The organism is Tropicimonas sp. TH_r6 (assembly GCF_033101155.1).
Taxonomy (GTDB): Bacteria; Pseudomonadota; Alphaproteobacteria; order Rhodobacterales; family Rhodobacteraceae; genus Tropicimonas.
This window is the reverse complement of the sequence record NZ_JAWMPX010000002.1, coordinates 152400-167234: the sequence shown is the minus strand read 5'-3', so window position 1 is coordinate 167234 and position 14835 is coordinate 152400. Positions and strand designations below refer to the sequence as shown.

At 63.5% G+C, this 14835-nt stretch carries 18 protein-coding genes and 1 tRNA gene; 10 read left to right on the top strand and 9 right to left on the bottom strand.

Translation table 11 applies throughout. The features are described from left to right. Window positions 1-11 precede the first annotated feature (11 nt). Genes R3X27_RS02805 through purC form a run of 3 tightly spaced genes read right to left on the bottom strand, consistent with a single transcriptional unit; the run spans window position 12 to window position 2112 of the window. Window positions 12-1052, bottom strand: a complete 1041-nt coding sequence (locus R3X27_RS02805) for a zinc-dependent alcohol dehydrogenase family protein (protein WP_317707304.1) — start codon at window positions 1050-1052, stop codon at window positions 12-14. Then, window positions 1052-1291 (bottom strand): phosphoribosylformylglycinamidine synthase subunit PurS, encoded by a 240-nt coding sequence (gene purS, locus R3X27_RS02800; protein ID WP_317707303.1) that lies wholly within the window; start codon window positions 1289-1291, stop codon window positions 1052-1054. The genes R3X27_RS02805 and purS overlap by 1 nt, the downstream gene beginning before the upstream one ends. Before the next feature lie 59 nt (window positions 1292-1350). Next, on the bottom strand, window positions 1351-2112 hold the full coding sequence (gene purC / locus R3X27_RS02795) for a phosphoribosylaminoimidazolesuccinocarboxamide synthase (protein WP_317707302.1): 762 nt from the start codon (window positions 2110-2112) through the stop codon (window positions 1351-1353). A gap of 192 nt (window positions 2113-2304) precedes the next feature. Here purC and R3X27_RS02790 point away from each other — a divergent pair, with 192 nt between their 5' ends. From R3X27_RS02790 to bmt, 3 genes are all read left to right on the top strand, one after another. Next, window positions 2305-3459 (top strand): hypothetical protein, encoded by a 1155-nt coding sequence (locus tag R3X27_RS02790; RefSeq protein ID WP_317707301.1) that lies wholly within the window; start codon window positions 2305-2307, stop codon window positions 3457-3459. Between the two features lie 92 nt (window positions 3460-3551). After that, window positions 3552-3881, top strand: coding sequence for a DUF1476 domain-containing protein (locus R3X27_RS02785; RefSeq protein WP_317707300.1), 330 nt, complete (start codon window positions 3552-3554; stop codon window positions 3879-3881). Window positions 3882-4054: 173 nt separating this feature from the next. Beyond that, a complete protein-coding gene (gene bmt / locus R3X27_RS02780; RefSeq protein WP_317707299.1) occupies window positions 4055-5068 on the top strand; it encodes a betaine--homocysteine S-methyltransferase in 1014 nt (337 codons plus the stop codon). A gap of 62 nt (window positions 5069-5130) precedes the next feature. On the opposite strand, the gene R3X27_RS02775 is transcribed toward bmt, so the two are convergent. Next, a complete protein-coding gene (locus R3X27_RS02775) occupies window positions 5131-6222 on the bottom strand; it encodes a PA0069 family radical SAM protein (RefSeq protein WP_317707298.1) in 1092 nt (363 codons plus the stop codon). Between the two features lie 174 nt (window positions 6223-6396). Here R3X27_RS02775 and R3X27_RS02770 point away from each other — a divergent pair, with 174 nt between their 5' ends. Genes R3X27_RS02770 through R3X27_RS02760 form a run of 3 tightly spaced genes read left to right on the top strand, consistent with a single transcriptional unit; the run spans window position 6397 to window position 7976 of the window. Beyond that, on the top strand, window positions 6397-7101 hold the full coding sequence (locus tag R3X27_RS02770; RefSeq protein WP_317707297.1) for a B12-binding domain-containing protein: 705 nt from the start codon (window positions 6397-6399) through the stop codon (window positions 7099-7101). A gap of 45 nt (window positions 7102-7146) precedes the next feature. Beyond that, on the top strand, window positions 7147-7332 hold the full coding sequence (locus R3X27_RS02765; RefSeq protein WP_317707296.1) for a hypothetical protein: 186 nt from the start codon (window positions 7147-7149) through the stop codon (window positions 7330-7332). After that, a complete protein-coding gene (locus tag R3X27_RS02760; protein WP_317707295.1) occupies window positions 7329-7976 on the top strand; it encodes a DUF1638 domain-containing protein in 648 nt (215 codons plus the stop codon). The genes R3X27_RS02765 and R3X27_RS02760 overlap by 4 nt, the downstream gene beginning before the upstream one ends. 105 nt (window positions 7977-8081) lie before the next feature. Here R3X27_RS02760 and R3X27_RS02755 read toward each other — a convergent pair whose 3' ends face one another. Both R3X27_RS02755 and R3X27_RS02750 read right to left on the bottom strand, forming a co-directional pair. Continuing rightward, window positions 8082-8549, bottom strand: a complete 468-nt coding sequence (locus R3X27_RS02755) for a GNAT family N-acetyltransferase (RefSeq protein ID WP_317707294.1) — start codon at window positions 8547-8549, stop codon at window positions 8082-8084. After that, window positions 8546-8974 (bottom strand): SufE family protein, encoded by a 429-nt coding sequence (locus tag R3X27_RS02750; RefSeq protein WP_317707293.1) that lies wholly within the window; start codon window positions 8972-8974, stop codon window positions 8546-8548. Before R3X27_RS02750 ends, R3X27_RS02755 begins: the two co-directional genes overlap by 4 nt. A 148-nt stretch (window positions 8975-9122) precedes the next feature. Here R3X27_RS02750 and R3X27_RS02745 point away from each other — a divergent pair, with 148 nt between their 5' ends. The 3 genes from R3X27_RS02745 (at window position 9123) to R3X27_RS02735 (ending at window position 11038) form a co-directional block, all read left to right on the top strand. After that, window positions 9123-9602 (top strand): hypothetical protein, encoded by a 480-nt coding sequence (locus tag R3X27_RS02745; protein WP_317707292.1) that lies wholly within the window; start codon window positions 9123-9125, stop codon window positions 9600-9602. A gap of 114 nt (window positions 9603-9716) precedes the next feature. Then, window positions 9717-10253: a sigma-70 family RNA polymerase sigma factor gene (locus R3X27_RS02740; RefSeq protein WP_317707291.1), complete on the top strand. Its 537-nt coding sequence runs from the start codon at window positions 9717-9719 to the stop codon at window positions 10251-10253. Between the two features lie 74 nt (window positions 10254-10327). After that, window positions 10328-11038, top strand: coding sequence for a glutathione S-transferase family protein (locus R3X27_RS02735; protein ID WP_317707290.1), 711 nt, complete (start codon window positions 10328-10330; stop codon window positions 11036-11038). A 149-nt stretch (window positions 11039-11187) separates the two neighbouring features. Here the strand turns inward: R3X27_RS02735 and rnd are convergent, their stop codons facing one another. The 3 genes from rnd to purM all read right to left on the bottom strand — a co-directional run bounded on the left by rnd (window position 11188) and on the right by purM (window position 14065). Continuing rightward, complete coding sequence (gene rnd / locus R3X27_RS02730; RefSeq protein WP_317707289.1) at window positions 11188-12345, bottom strand: ribonuclease D; 1158 nt, start codon at window positions 12343-12345, stop codon at window positions 11188-11190. An 83-nt stretch (window positions 12346-12428) separates the two neighbouring features. After that, window positions 12429-13022, bottom strand: a complete 594-nt coding sequence (gene purN, locus R3X27_RS02725) for a phosphoribosylglycinamide formyltransferase (RefSeq protein WP_317707288.1) — start codon at window positions 13020-13022, stop codon at window positions 12429-12431. Further along, window positions 13019-14065 (bottom strand): phosphoribosylformylglycinamidine cyclo-ligase, encoded by a 1047-nt coding sequence (purM, locus tag R3X27_RS02720; RefSeq protein ID WP_317707287.1) that lies wholly within the window; start codon window positions 14063-14065, stop codon window positions 13019-13021. The genes purN and purM overlap by 4 nt, the downstream gene beginning before the upstream one ends. 344 nt (window positions 14066-14409) lie before the next feature. Between purM and R3X27_RS02715 the strand changes: the two genes are divergently transcribed. After that, window positions 14410-14486, top strand: a tRNA-Ile gene (locus R3X27_RS02715). Window positions 14487-14835: the final 349 nt, after the last annotated feature.

The window sequence follows — 14835 nt, the reverse complement described above, 5'->3', positions numbered from 1 at the left end:
CATTGGGCTCCTCAGCTCAGGAAATCGGTGATGACGGCGACGCCCGGCGGGGTCGGCCCGTCATAGGCGGCCAGTTCGGCGGATGCGTCCGAGAGCCGGACGCGGCGGGAAATCAGCGGCGAGAGGTCGAGCTCCGTCGCCTCCAGCAGGCTCAGAAGGCTCGGGTAACGCCAGGCGGGCATACCACGGGTGCCAAAGACGGCCAGCTGGCCGGAATAGACGGCATCCATCGGCAGCGACATGGTCACATGATCACCGGCCGGCATCCCGACCTGGACCATTCGCCCCATCTTTCCGAGCGATTTCAGAGCACTTACAGTGGTTTCTTCAACTCCGAGCGCTTCGATGGCGACATCCGCGCCACCGCCCGTGAGATCCCGCACGGCCGCGGCGGCGTCCATCGTCGCGGCATTCACAACCGCTTCGGCGCCCAGCGACAGCGCGTAGTTCAGCTTCTCAGGCACCACGTCGACCGCGATCACGCGCGCGCCGAGCGCCTTTCCCAACAGCAGCGCCGACAGCCCGATCCCGCCAGTGCCGAAGATCGCCAGCCACTCGCCCGGGGCAAGCCGCGCCCGGCCGGTCAGCGCGTGCCAGGCGGTTGTCACCCGGCAGCCCATCGCAGCGGCGAGCGACGGCTCCATCCAGGGCGGCAGCGCGGTCAGGTTGGTGTCCGCATGCGGCACGGCAATCAGTTCGGCATAGGCGCCGTCCTGCGTGAAGCCCGGCAGCGCCTGATCGGGACAGATCGTCTGGCGCCCCCTTGAACAGGCGTCGCAATGGCCACAGGCGAGGATGAAGGGCGCGATCACCCGATCCCCGAGATTCCATTGCGTGACGCCCTGCCCCACGGCGACAACTTCGCCGCAATACTCATGGCCCGGAATCTGCGGCAGCGCGACCGGGTCTGCCCCGGTCCAGACATGCCAGTCCGAGCGACAGATACCACAGGCCAGCACCTTCAGCACCACGCCCCCCGGAGGCGGCGTGGGATCGGGCCGCGCGCCGATCTCCAGCGGCGCGCGATAGCCTGTCAGCAGGGCAGCCTGCATCAGGCCAGCTCGAAGGAGTAGCTCTCGATGACCGTGTTGGCGAGCAGCTTCTCGCACATCTCCGTCACCGCCGTCTCGGCTGCGGCCCGGTCGCTCTCGGCCAGGTCCAGCTCGATCACCTTGCCCTGCCGAACCGCATCGACACCCTCGAACCCGAGCGAGCCGAGCGCGGATTTCACCGCCTCGCCCTGCGGGTCCAGAACGCCGGTCTTCAGCATCACGGTCACCTTGGCCTTCATCTCTGCTCGTCCTTCAGTCTCTTGGATCGGCGCGCCCCTCCCTCGAGGAGCACGGGCTTTCAATTGATCAGCGTGGGCTTGCCCAACGGCGCGTTGTTGCTCGGCAGAACGCCCAGACGCTTGGCCACTTCCGTGTAAGCATCGGCCAGGTTGCCCAGGTCGCGGCGGAACACGTCCTTGTCCAGCTTCTCGCCGGTCTTGCTGTCCCAGAGCCGGCAGGAATCAGGAGAGATCTCGTCGGCCACGATGAGGCGCATGAAATCGCCATCATAGATTCGCCCGATCTCGATCTTGAAATCCACCAGCTTGATGCCGACACCCATCATGATGCCGGAGATGAAATCATTCACCCGCAGCGCAAGGGCAACCATGTCGTCCATGTCTTGCTGCGCCGCCCAGCCAAAGGCGATGATATGCTCCTCGGTGACCAGCGGGTCGCCGAGCGCATCGTCCTTGTAGTAGAACTCGACGATCGGACGCGGCAGCGGCGTGCCTTCCTCGATCCCGAGACGCTTTGAAATGGACCCGGCGGCAACGTTGCGCACGACAACCTCGAGCGGAATTATTTCAACGGCACGAACGAGTTGCTCGCGCATATTGAGACGCTTGATGAAGTGCGTCGGAACGCCGATATTGTTCAGCCCGTTCATGAAATACTCGGACAGGCGATTGTTGAGCACCCCCTTGCCTTCGATCACGTCCTTCTTCTCGGCGTTGAAAGCGGTGGCGTCGTCCTTGAAATACTGCACGATCGTGCCCGGTTCCGGGCCTTCGTAGAGAATCTTGGCCTTACCTTCGTAAATCTTTTTGCGACGTGCCATGAGGTCCTTTCTGCGGCCGATTTCGGGAGCGTCCCGGGCCTGTTTTGTCCTGCGCTATAAGCCATGGCCGGGAATGTCGCAAGCGGCGGACGAAACAGGGCTGCGCGCGGGTGGTCTCGGTTGACACTTCCGCCTCCCTGTCAGACCCTTGCGTCAAGCGCGGGGTCCGCCCGCCGAGAGGAGACAGCCCAGATGACCGAGGATTTCGCCCTGATCGATTTCGCCTTGTCGGCCCGTTCGCCGACCGAGGTCGCCGAGGCGGTCGGACGGGCCGCCTCTGGCGCAGGGGCACCGACCGACGCAGCCGAGACGACACCGCCGAAAAAGCCAGGCCTGATCCGACGGCTGCTGGGCGGTGGCAAGCTGCGAAAGAATGCACACGCGCAGATGCCGGAGAACACGCTACACATCCAACCCGCCGGAACCGTGGGCCCGACGCCCCTGACCCGTGTCGTGCTGACCGAAAGCGGGGGCTCACCGGGCCCGGTGCGGATTTCCGGTCCGATCGGCGTGGCGAGGCTGACACTGATCGAGTTCCTCGAAGGCGATGGCGAGACCTCGCTTTTCTCCGAACGGCTCAGCACCGAGCTGACCGGCGACGAGCTCTTCTATTTCCGCTATTCCGGCAGCCGTCATCCGGGGGCGCATTTCTCCTTCCATGTCTACCAGGATGGCCGCGCCACGCGCCGCGCGGACTCGATCAGCGCCGAGGGTGACATTGCCGAGGCCGACTGGCGCGGCACGGATGCCGGAATGCCGCATCCGGTCGAGGCGGACAGCCTCCCGCCCCCCGGAACACCGCATTCGGAGATCATGACCCCTGTGCGCCAGGCGATCATCCTCGAAGCGCTCGGGATCGACCCGGATCTGCTTTTCGGACAGAGCGAAGACCCCGAGATGGTCGTGCTCGAACTTTCCACCGCCGTTGCGGGGCACCCGGTGTCGGAAGCCGCGAACGCGATACGAACACAGCTTTCACCGGACATCCACGCCACCGGGCCGGTGCCGGCGGACATGGCAACAACACCTGTCGCGGCATCGGTCGCGACGCCGGTCCCGGAAGCGCTGGCAGACCCTGCTCTCCTCGCCGAATCCGCAGAAGCGGCCGGGGCTGCAACGACGAGCTGGGAGGAAGAAGTGACCGGGTTGCTGGTCAAAGCCGTGGAAACGGCGCTGCCGGGGGATCAGCAGGTAGGCTGGCTCGATCAGCTGACCCAGCAGCTCCTTGGGGGCGATATCGACGGCGCGCTGGAAGAAGCACGGACGATGATCTTTGCCGGCGAGCGACCGGACGCCGAAAAAAAGGCCGATCTTGCGCGGCTTGCGCAGTTGTTCGGGCGCGGCTAGGCCCTTGGGTCGCACCGCCGCGCACTAGGCAATCAAGCGACGACGACATAGATATATATGTGTAACGGAATTGCGGGAGGGAAACCGTTCAAATGACCACCTTTGACGATCGCGAAGCCGCCTATGAGGCGAAATTCGTTCATGATGCCGAGATGGAGTTTCTCGCCCAGGCCTCACGCAACAAGCATATCGCCTTCTGGGCCGCTGCGCTTATGGGCAAGACGGCCGAACAGGCGGTGCGCTATGCCAAGGACATCATCCGGATCGACCTGCAGGAGGCCGGCGAGGAATCTGTCGTTGCCAAGCTGATGGCCGATCTTGGCGACACGCGCCCCGAGGAGCGTGTGCGCGAGCGGATGGCGGAATTTTTGGCCGATGCCCGCGAGCGTGCGGCGAAAGGCGAGATCAAGTCGATGCTCTGAACCGGGCATCCGGACTGGACGATTGCGGCGCGCCCTTTGGGGCGCGTCTTGCGTTTGGCCTCATGAAGATCATGACATCATTCGATTTGCCTAAAACCGCGGATCGTGAGATGAGCCACCATCCGACCCCGAGTGGCCGGCCATTCCCTGCCCGTCCTCGATGGAGATCTCCGATGACAGATGCCCTTTCCCACCTCCTTTCGACACGCGACTGGCTCATGGCCGATGGCGCGACCGGGACGACGCTGTTCAATATGGGGCTGCAATCGGGCGACGCGCCGGAGCTGTGGAATGCCGATCACGCAGACCGGATCCGGGCTCTGTACCAGGGGCCGGTCGATGCCGGTTCGGATATCTTCCTGACCAACACATTCGGCGGCAACGCCTCGCGTCTGAAGCTGCATGACTCTCAGGACCGCGTGCGCGAGCTGAACCGGCTCGGCGCCGCGCTTGGCCGCGAAATTGCCGATGCGGCCGGGCGACCCGTCATCGTCGCCGGTTCGATGGGGCCGACAGGCGAGATCATGGCACCAATGGGGTCGCTGACCCATGAGCTGGCGGTGGAGATGTTCCACGAACAGGCCGAGGGCCTGAAAGAAGGGGGCGCGGATGTTCTCTGGGTCGAGACGATCTCGGCGCCGGAGGAATACAAGGCCGCTGCCGAGGCCGCCGGTCTTGCGGGCATGCCCTGGGTCGGCACGATGTCCTTCGACACGGCGGGACGGACGATGATGGGCCTGACCTCGGCGGACATGGTCTCGCTGGTCTCAGGCCTCTCCCACAGACCGCTTGCCTTCGGCGCCAATTGTGGCGTCGGGTCCTCGGACCTGCTGCGCACGGTGCTGGGCTTCACGGCGCAAGCCCCGGAGATCCCGGTCGTGGCCAAGGGCAATGCCGGCATTCCGAAATACGAGGACGGGCATATCCATTATGACGGCACGCCGGAGCTGATGGCGAAATATGCTGTCATGGCGCGGGATTCGGGCGCGAAGATCATCGGGGGCTGCTGCGGCACGACGACCGAACATCTCAAGGCGATGCGCGCGGCGCTGGAAAGCGAACCGGCAGGGCCGCGCCCGAGCCTCGAGGCGATCACCGAGACGCTTGGGGGCTTCTCCTCGGCCAGTGACGGCACCGATGGCGGCGGCCCCGAGGTTCGGACAACCCGGCGGCGGCGACGCGTCTGAACGCCCCCTCGGATTGTCGTTCCGGCGGCGCAAGCGATGGGCGGAAGACGCCGGTTGGGATTCTAGAACAGACTGAGCTGGTCGCCTGATTCAGGCGGCTTACGGAAGAGATCCGTGCGCAGCGGCGCCGGGTCCGTCGACAAGTGCAACCGTTTGACGGAGAGGCGAAACCGTTGGTTGAGAAGCGCAGCATAATGTCCCTGCCCCGTCATGCGGGTTTTCCAGGCGGAGTCGTAGTCCGATCCGCCATGGGTCTCGCGGATGCGGGCCAGCACCCGCTCGGCACGCAGCGGCCGGGCCTCGCGGATCCATTCCTTGAAGAGATCCGCAACCTCCAGCGGAAGGCGCAGCAGGATCATCATCGCGGAGCTGGCACCGGCATCCCGGGCCGCCTGCAGGATCGGCTCTATCTCGTGATCGGTCAGGCCGGGAATGACCGGCGCGATGAAGACCATGGTCGGGAGACCGGCCCCGGCAAGGGTTTCGATCACGCGCAACCGGCGCGCGGGGGACGGCACACGAGGCTCCATCGAGCGCGCGAGGTCGCGATCCAGCGTTGTGATGGAAATGGAGGCGCGGGCAAGCCCGGCCTGCCCCATCTCGCCAAGGATATCGGTGTCGCGCTCGATCAGGCTGCCCTTGGTGGTGATCATCAACGGGTGACGGAAATCGCTCAGCACTTCGAAACAGCCCCGAGCGATGCGGTGGTCGCGCTCGATCGGCTGGTAGACATCGGTATTGGTGCCGAAGGCGATGGGCCCCGGTGTGTAGCCCTTGCGACTGATCTCGCGGCGCAGGAGCTCCGGCGCGGAGGGTTTCAGCGTCAGGCGGGTCTCGAAATCGAGCCCGGCGGAGAGGCCGAGGTAGCTGTGGGTCGGACGCGCGAAGCAATAGATGCAACCATGTTCGCAGCCGCGATAGGGATTCACCGATCGGTCGAAGCCGATATCGGGAGATTTGTTGCGCGTCAGGATCTTGCGCGGGATTTCTTCCGTCAGCTCGGTGCGCAGCGGCGGCAGCGGTGTCTCGTCTCCCGGCCAGCCATCGCAATCGGCCTCTCGCCCATGCGGCTCGAACCGGCCCGGCCGGTTGGAAAGTGCAGCACGGCCGCGGCGGCGGTCTTGCGGCAGATGGGTCGGGTCCGGCTGTCGCATGACACCAAACTAGAACAAAATGAGAACATCCTGCAAGGGAAGCACCGGCGAATCTGCCTTTCGGGTCGGTTGCGACGCCAGAATGTCGCAATCCGTCGCGTCGCCCCCCATCCTTGCGTGAAAACCTGAACCCAAGATCCGGCGCCTGATCGCCGCCCTGCCAGGAGTCCTGACATGTCCGACGAAGAAGACGACATCATCCTTTCCGAACTGGAAACCGACGAGCTCGTTCAACAGATGCATGACGACCTCTATGACGGTCTCAAGGAGGAGATCGAGGAAGGTGTCAATATCCTGCTGGAACGCGGCTGGCAGCCTTACGAGGTGCTGACAGAAGCGCTTGTTTCCGGCATGACCATTGTCGGCAATGATTTCCGCGACGGGATCCTCTTTGTGCCCGAGGTGCTGTTGGCGGCCAATGCGATGAAGGGCGGGATGTTTATTCTCAAGCCGCTTCTGGTCGAGACTGGCGCGCCGCGCATGGGCAAGATGGTGATCGGCACCGTGAAGGGCGATATCCACGATATCGGCAAGAACCTCGTTGCCATGATGATGGAAGGCGCGGGCTTCGAAGTGGTCGATCTCGGGATCAACAACGCGGTCGACTCCTACCTTGAGGCCCTGGAGGCAGAGTCGGCGGATATTCTCGGTATGTCTGCCCTGCTGACCACGACCATGCCCTATATGAAGGTCGTCATCGACACGCTCTCCGAGAAGGGCATGCGGGACGACTACATCGTGCTGGTGGGCGGTGCGCCGCTGAACGAGGAGTTTGGCAAGGCCATCGGCGCGGATGCCTATTGCCGGGATGCGGCTGTTGCGGTCGAAACGGCGAAAGATTTCGTCGCACGCAAACATAATCAGATGGCCGCGGGCTGACATTGCTGTAGCGCAAACTTATGTTTCGGGGGTGAGGAGAGAACCATGCCCCCGAGAACTTACCTAATTCTTCTTGTCGCCGTGATCCTGATCGCCGGTGTCACGATCGGTGTCGCATCCATGGCCTGGACCAGTGTCGCGCCCTGGATCGGAATCGCCTTCATGGTGCTGGTCGCGCTGCGGCTGTACCGGGCGCGGCGCTGGATCGACTCAGAGAAGGAAGAGCAATGAGCCTGACCGATCAGGACCTGACAGATGAAGGGCTTTCGCTGGACGGGGATGGCACGGCGCGGCTGTTGGTGATCGGGTGCGGCGCGATCGCGCGGGAGATCCTGGCGGTGAAGGCGGCCAATGGCTGGGATCACATGGATCTCGCTTGCCTGCCCGCGATCCTGCACAATCATCCGGACCGGATCGCCCCGGCTGTCGAGGCGATGATCGAAGAGAAATCAACGCAGTACGAGACGATCTTCGTCGCCTATGCCGATTGCGGCACGGGCGGTCTGCTGCAGGCGGTTTGTGCGCGGCACGGGGTCGAGATGATCGCCGGTCCGCATTGTTATTCCTTTTACGAGGGCAATGGAGCCTTTGCCGCGCGCGCGGAGGGCGAGATCGACAGTTTTTATCTCACCGACTTCCTCGTGCGCCAGTTCGACGCCTTTGTCTGGAAGCCGCTGGGGCTGGACCGCTATCCGGACCTGATCCACAGCTATTTCGCCCATTATAGCCGGCTGGTCTACCAGGCGCAGACGGACGATCCGGCGCTCGATGCCAAGGCGGAGGAATGTGCGAAACGGTTGGGGCTGACCTATGAGCGGCGCAAGACCGGCTATGGCGATCTCGCGGTCGCGCTGTCCGAGGCAATCGGGACATAGCGCGAACCGCGCGCCTCTCAGGGCCGGGGCTTGCCGTCGGACAGAGTCCGTACGGCGGTGGCGCCGCTTCGCGGCGCAGGCAGTTTCTTGAAATTTGCCAAAACCTTACAGGTCTTTCTTCATAACAATGCGGCGGTCAGCGCGTTCTATGATCTCGCGCATCGGCGTGAATCCTGCGGTCTGGTAGAAATCCACGCCGGTGAGGGATGCTTCCAGCCACGCGGTCGCGATGTCGCGCGCTGTCATGCGCGCCAGCGCGGCCTCAAGAAGGGCCCGGCCGATGCCGCGCCCCTGCCAGTCGGGATGGACGAAGAAGGATTTCAGCCACTCCGCCTCGGCGGCCACCGTGCCGACAATCTCGCCTGCCTCGGTCTCGGCAACAAGAACATCTCGACGGGCCAGGTAGTCCAACACATGGCTCGGCGCATGGGCCTCGGCGACGCGTTCGAGCACAGTCATCGGGTAATCCGCGGCGTTGGAGCGAAACAGCGTCGTAGAAATGAGGCGGCTGATCGTCTCGGCCTCGGCCTCCTGCGCGCGGGCCTCCCGCAGGCGCGCGGGCCCGGTTCTCACGCCGCGACGCTGCGGTCGCACAGCTCCCGGATTCGTTCAACCATGGCTCGCAACCCGTTGGATCTCTGGGAAGAAAGATGGTCGTTGAGCCCCAGCCGGGCAAGCTCCGCCGGCGCATCCACCTCCAGGGCCGCGCGCGCGCTCAGCCCCGAATACAACGCCAGAAGGATGGCGATCAGCCCGCGCACGATCATTGCATCGCTGTCGCCACGGAAGCGGAAGATGGCCTCCGCACCCTGCCCTTCGATCTCCGGCGCCAGCCAGACCTGGCTCGCGCAGCCCTCGACCTTGGTCGCCGGAACCCGCAGACTCTCGGCCAGCGGCTCCATCGCCTTGCCGAGATCGATCACATGGCGGTAGCGTTCTTCCCAATCATCCAGGAACTCGAACGTGTCGACGATATCTTCGAAAGATTCCTGCGCCATGCGGCCCTCCTTGACTGATGCGCCCTCTCTAGGACGCGCACTCTGCCTCGTCCATCCCATCTACCCGTCCGCACAGGCTTTTCAAGCCCCGCGCTTTTCGTTAAGCCAAAGGCCGGAACAGCGAGCGACACGGCGACGAGGGCGAGAGATGAAAGTGCAGATTGTTGCGGGCCTCCTGGCCGTGCTTGTCCTGGCTGGGTGCCAATCCCGCTACAACCCGGGCAATTGGGGCTGGTTCTCCAACAGCACGGGAGAACCCTCCCTCGCTCCGAACAAGGGCTACCCGATCGACGCGGATCCGCGACCGCTGGTCTCGCAGGTTGTGTCGATGCAAGTTGACCAGGTTCCGGGCGGCGCCGTTGTGACCGCCGTGGGCCTGCCGCCACGACAGGGCTATTGGGGCGCCGATCTTATCTCCACTTACAAATCCGAGGCCGGCAGGATCGCTCCCAAGGATGGCGTGATCCAGCTCGAGTTCCGGGTCGTTCCGCCGAAACGGCAGACCAATGCGGTCAACCAGGCGTCGCGGGAGTTGAGCGCCGGCGCCTTTATCTCCGACCAATCTTTGCGTGGGGTGCGCCAGATCCGGGTGATCGGGCAGAACAACCAGCGGACGTCCAGCCGCTGAGATCGGTCGCTTCTGCGGCCTTCCGCCGGTGGATCTACTCCGGGGCGATGCAGGGAGCGACCAGTCTCAAATGGTGACGTAACGGGCTGACCAGACCGCCCTCGAGGCATCAGGATGAAGATCGAAGATGTTTGGGAGGCCTATCAGCGGCGCATCCGGGCGTTTCTCAACAGAAAGGTTGCCAATCCCGCCGATGTGGACGAGCTTCTGCAGGATATCTCGATCAACGTGTTCAAGGGCCTTCCCGCGCTCGACGATCCCGCCTCCCTCCAACCCTGGCTGTTCCAAACCGCACATCGGACGATCATCGATTTCTACCGGCGATCGGCGACGGCGCGCGACGTCAGTGCTGCGGAACTCTGGCACGTCAAGGACGATCCCGAGGCGCTACACGAACTCGAGCGTTGCGTTGAACCGTTTATCAATGCGCTCCCGGCCGAAAAGGCGGAATTGCTTCGAGATATCGACATCGAGGGGATGTCTCAAACGGACTATGCCGAGCGGCACGGCTTTACCTATTCGACACTGAAATCGCGGGTCGGGGCAGCCCGCGCGGATTTGCGCACCCTGTTCGAGGCCTGCTGCGATCTCTCCCTCGATGGGCGCGGAAACATATCTGATTACACATCAAAATCAGGGTGTTGCGATTAATTCTGACCAAAGCTTCGTCTTTTCCGATCCTGTCGCGTCTTACTGGGCAAACGATCACGATGAAGGAAAGACTGATGATCAAGATAGTGAGCTTCAAGATCTGCCCGTTTGTGCAGCGGGTCACGGCGATGCTCGAAGCAAAGAACGTTCCCTACGACGTGGAATACATTCAGCTCAGCGCAAAGCCGGACTGGTTTCTTGACCTGTCGCCCACCGCGCAGGTGCCATTGCTTGTGACCGAGACGGGCGTCGCGCTGTTCGAGAGCGACGCCATTGTCGAGTATATCGACGAGATCACGGCACCGCTCCAGAACGATCTGACACCAGAGCAGCGTGCGATCCAGCGCGCCTGGAGCTATCAGGCCTCCAAGCACTACCTCGTTCAATGCGCGACACTGCAGAGCGCCGATCAATGCGCATTTCAGGACCGCATGAGCAAGCTGGGCAAGGCGTTCGAACGGGCCGAGGCGCGACTGGGCGACGGGCCGTATTTCTCGGGGACGGAGCTGGGCAATGTCGACATCGCGTGGTTGCCGCTCCTGCATCGCGCAGCCCTTGTCGAACAGCATTCCGGCCATGACATGTTGACCGCCTATCCCCGCGTCAAGGCCTGGCAGGCGGCTCTCATGGCCACGGGGTTGGCGGAACGCTCGGTGCCACAGGATTTCGATGCGCGATTTGCCGATTTATATCTATCGGATCGAACCTGGCTCGGACGGGGCGCCAATCTCAACGAAGCCCCCTCTGGAACACTGAAAGCAGCAGGCGGGGGCTGCTGCGGGTAGAGATCGATCCGGATCTGCCTGTCGGGAGCGGCGGGCAGATCCTGCGACACCGGATTGCGCACTCTGTCACGCCAGCGGGTCCAGCCCGCCAGCAACGCATTATCCGGATCCGTCACAGCACGGAGCGACAGGAGATCGTATAGGCGCGTCTAGAGTTCGATGACTTTGACGCTCGTACCGCGCGCTGTCAGGCCGATTTCACCGGCACAGAGGCGCAACGCATCGTCACCAAACACTTCTGCGCGCCAGCCTTTCAGCGCCGGAACGTCGCGGCGCCCGGACGCGATCATGTCCAGCTCCGCCGAGGTCGCGATCAGCTTTTGCGCAACCGAGGCGGTCTCTGACTTGGCCTTGAGCAGCACCCGAAGAAGATCCGCCAGCGCCGGATTGACCTGAAGCTTGTCGCGGCTGGTATCGGGTTTCGGATAATCCTCGGAGGGAACCGCAAGCCCGGCTTCGACTGCGGCAAGGATTCCGTCGGCAATCGCTCCCTTGCGGGCATCGCGCAGCAGCATCCGCGACTTGCCCAGATCCTGCAGGTTGGTCGGCTTGGTCGAGGCCAGCTCGAGCAGTGCGTCATCCTTGTAGACCCGGTTGCGCGGGATATTGCGTGTCTTCGCATGGGTCTCACGGAACCGCGCCAGCTCGCGCACAACAGCAAGAAACCTGCCCGAATTGGTCCGCGTCTTGACCCGTCTCCAGGCATTCTCGGGGTCGACCTGATAGGTCGCCGGATCGGTCAGAACCGAAAGTTCCTCGGTAACCCAATGGGTTCTGCCGCTTTTTTCAAGTTCTGCGGCGAGGAACTCATAGACCACGCGCAGATGGGTCACATCGGCCAGCGCATATGTCTGTTGAGCGTCCGACAGCGGACGGCGCGACCAGTCGGTAAAGCGCGAGCTCTTGTCCACCGCGCCATGCGCGATCTTGCGCACCAGCGTCTCATAGCCCACCTGCTCGCCAAACCCACAGACCATGGCAGCGACCTGGGTGTCGAAGAGCGGCTCCGGGAAGACATTCCCCTCGTGGAAGAAGATCTCCAGATCCTGCCGCGCGGCATGGAAGACCTTGACCACGTCGGTGTTCCGATAAAGCTCGTAGAGCGGCTCAAGAGAGAGCGCGTCGCCGCCCTCGATCGGGTCGATCAGAACCGCTTCGCCGTCGCCGGGCAGTGCCATCTGAATGAGGCAGAGCCGGGAGTAATAGGTCCGCTCGCGGAGAAACTCCGTATCGAGCGTGACATAGGGTCCCTCCGCTGCCTGCGCGCAAAAGGCGGCAAGCTCTTCGGTGGTTTTCAATGTACGCATGCCCGCAACTCTATTTTGTTATACCAAAACGGCTTTCTGCCCGTTCCGGTTGTCTTAGACTCAATGCGCGCGGTTGGGAAGCGTCACGGAAGTGTCACAGGGGTCCGGTCCCCGGCTGCATATCGCCGCAGAACGGCCGGATAGAGCCGGTGTTCCATCACCAACACGCGGGCCGCGAGGCTCTCGGGCGTATCGCCGGAGACGACGGGAACGCGTGCCTGGCCAAGGATCGGGCCATCATCGAGCTCCGGCGTGACCTCATGCACCGTGCAGCCATGCTCCGCGTCTCCAGCCTCCAGCGCGCGCGCATGGGTGTGCAGCCCGCGATATTTCGGCAGCAGGGAGGGATGGATATTGAGCATCCGCCCGGACCATGGGGTGACAAACCCCGCGGTCAGAACGCGCATGAAACCGGCAAGACAGATCATGTCGGCACCATGATCAGCGATGATCTTCGACAGTCCCGCTTCGAAGGCGGGCCGATCCTTGCCGAAAGGCTTGTGATCCAGCGCCGCCGTGGGCACGCCGCGCGCAGCCGCTTTGGCCAGACCGCCCGCGTTCGGGTCGTTGGAGGCGACGAGACACGGCCTGGCCGGGTGGCCGGCCTCTTCCATGCTGTCGAGCAGCGAGACCATGTTGGACCCGCCCCCCGAGATCAGGATCGCGACCCGTTTCACGCAAGCTCTCCGCGGTAGGCAACACCCTCGCCCGCCACGACTTCGCCGATGCGGAAGACCTGCTCCCCCTGCTCTTCCAACAGCGTCGCCAGCGCCTCGGCACGCTCGGGCGCGACCACGAGCACCATGCCGATGCCGGAATTGAAGGTCTTGAGCAGCTCGGAAATCTCCAACCCGCCCGCTTTCGCCAGCCATTTGAAGACCGGCGGCAGTTCCCAGGTGGAGAGATCGACCGCGACGCCCAGCCCCTCGGGCAGCACGCGCGGCAGGTTCTCGGTCAGCCCCCCACCGGTGATATGGGCGATCCCGTGCACGCCGCCGGCGCGGATCGCGGCCAGCGCCTGTTTGACATAGATCCGGGTCGGCGCCAGCAGCGCCTCGCCCAGTGGGCCGTCGCAGAAGGGCGACGGTGCGTCCCAGCTCAAGCCCTGAACCTCGACGATCTTGCGCACCAGCGAGTAACCATTGGAATGGACCCCCGCCGAGGCCAGCCCCAGCAGCAGATCGCCCTCGGACACACCAGCGGGCAGCGCCGTCCCGCGCTCCATCGCGCCGACGGAGAATCCTGCGAGGTCGAAATCCTCCGATGCATACATGCCCGGCATCTCCGCCGTCTCGCCGCCGATCAGCGCCGAGCCGGACTGCCGGCAGCCCTCGGCGATCCCTTCGACAACCTGTGCCGCCCGCTCCACGTCGAGCGCGCCGCAGGCGAAGTAATCGAGGAAAAAGAGCGGCTCCGCGCCCTGACAGACCAGATCGTTGACACACATCGCCACGAGGTCGATGCCGACGCCGGAGACGAAGCCGGTATCGATGGCGATCTTGAGCTTGGTGCCGACCCCGTCGGTCGCGGCCACGAGCACCGGGTCGTCATATCCGGCGGCCTTCAGATCGAAGAGCCCGCCGAAGCCGCCCAGACCCGCCATGACGCCGGCCCGATTGGTGGATTTCGCCGCTGGCTTGATTCGCTCGACCAGCGCATTGCCCGCGTCGATATCCACGCCCGCCTGGGCATAGGTCAGCCCGTTCCTTTTCTCGCTCATCTGCAAGCGCCCCCGGCAAAGAAATTTCTCGCGCTTTACCTCAGGGCGCTCCGAAAGGGAAGCTATGTGCTCCCGTGGCGAAAGGCATCTCTCGGGAATAGAGCTGGCGTGGCCCGCGTCACCCCCTTGAAAAACAATGAAGCAATGGCAGCGCATTGAACGGAATCACGGCCGAAATCTGCCCTCATCGGATCGGCGCCCTGCACTCGCCCTGCCCGCGTCTTCGGGTTGCAGCGCATGTCCGGATTGCTCGAGCTCGAGACAGGTTTGAGTGAGTCCATTGCCACCGCCCTCCTATGTCCCCTTGACCCCGCCGCCGACACTGCATACCCATTCCGATGCGCGGGCCTGTAGCTCAATTGGTTAGAGCAGAGCGCTCATAACGCTTTGGTTGCGGGTTCAAGTCCTGCCGGGCCTACCATCATTCCCCCGCTAAAAAACTGTTTCTATGTAGTTATTGCGTTCCCACCCCGGGCGCAAATCTGCGTCCAAGCTGTATTGGTTGGCGTTACAGCGTGTTCCCCGCCAAGGAAAAATCGCAACAAAGCCGTTCGGCGGAATGGAGGTCAGGTTCGCGCGTTTGGATGACGCGTGTCATTGGCTTCGCAAAACCCGCTCACCGGCTTTCGCGTATGCCTTCCTCTGTCGGCAGCGCCGTGCAATCCCCGGGAGGGCAACGGGGCGTCGCCTCATCATGGCGAACCCGTCCAACCGGGCTTGCTTCCAGCCAAAGAAACGCGTGACCCCTCAATCCGAGGGATCACGCATTT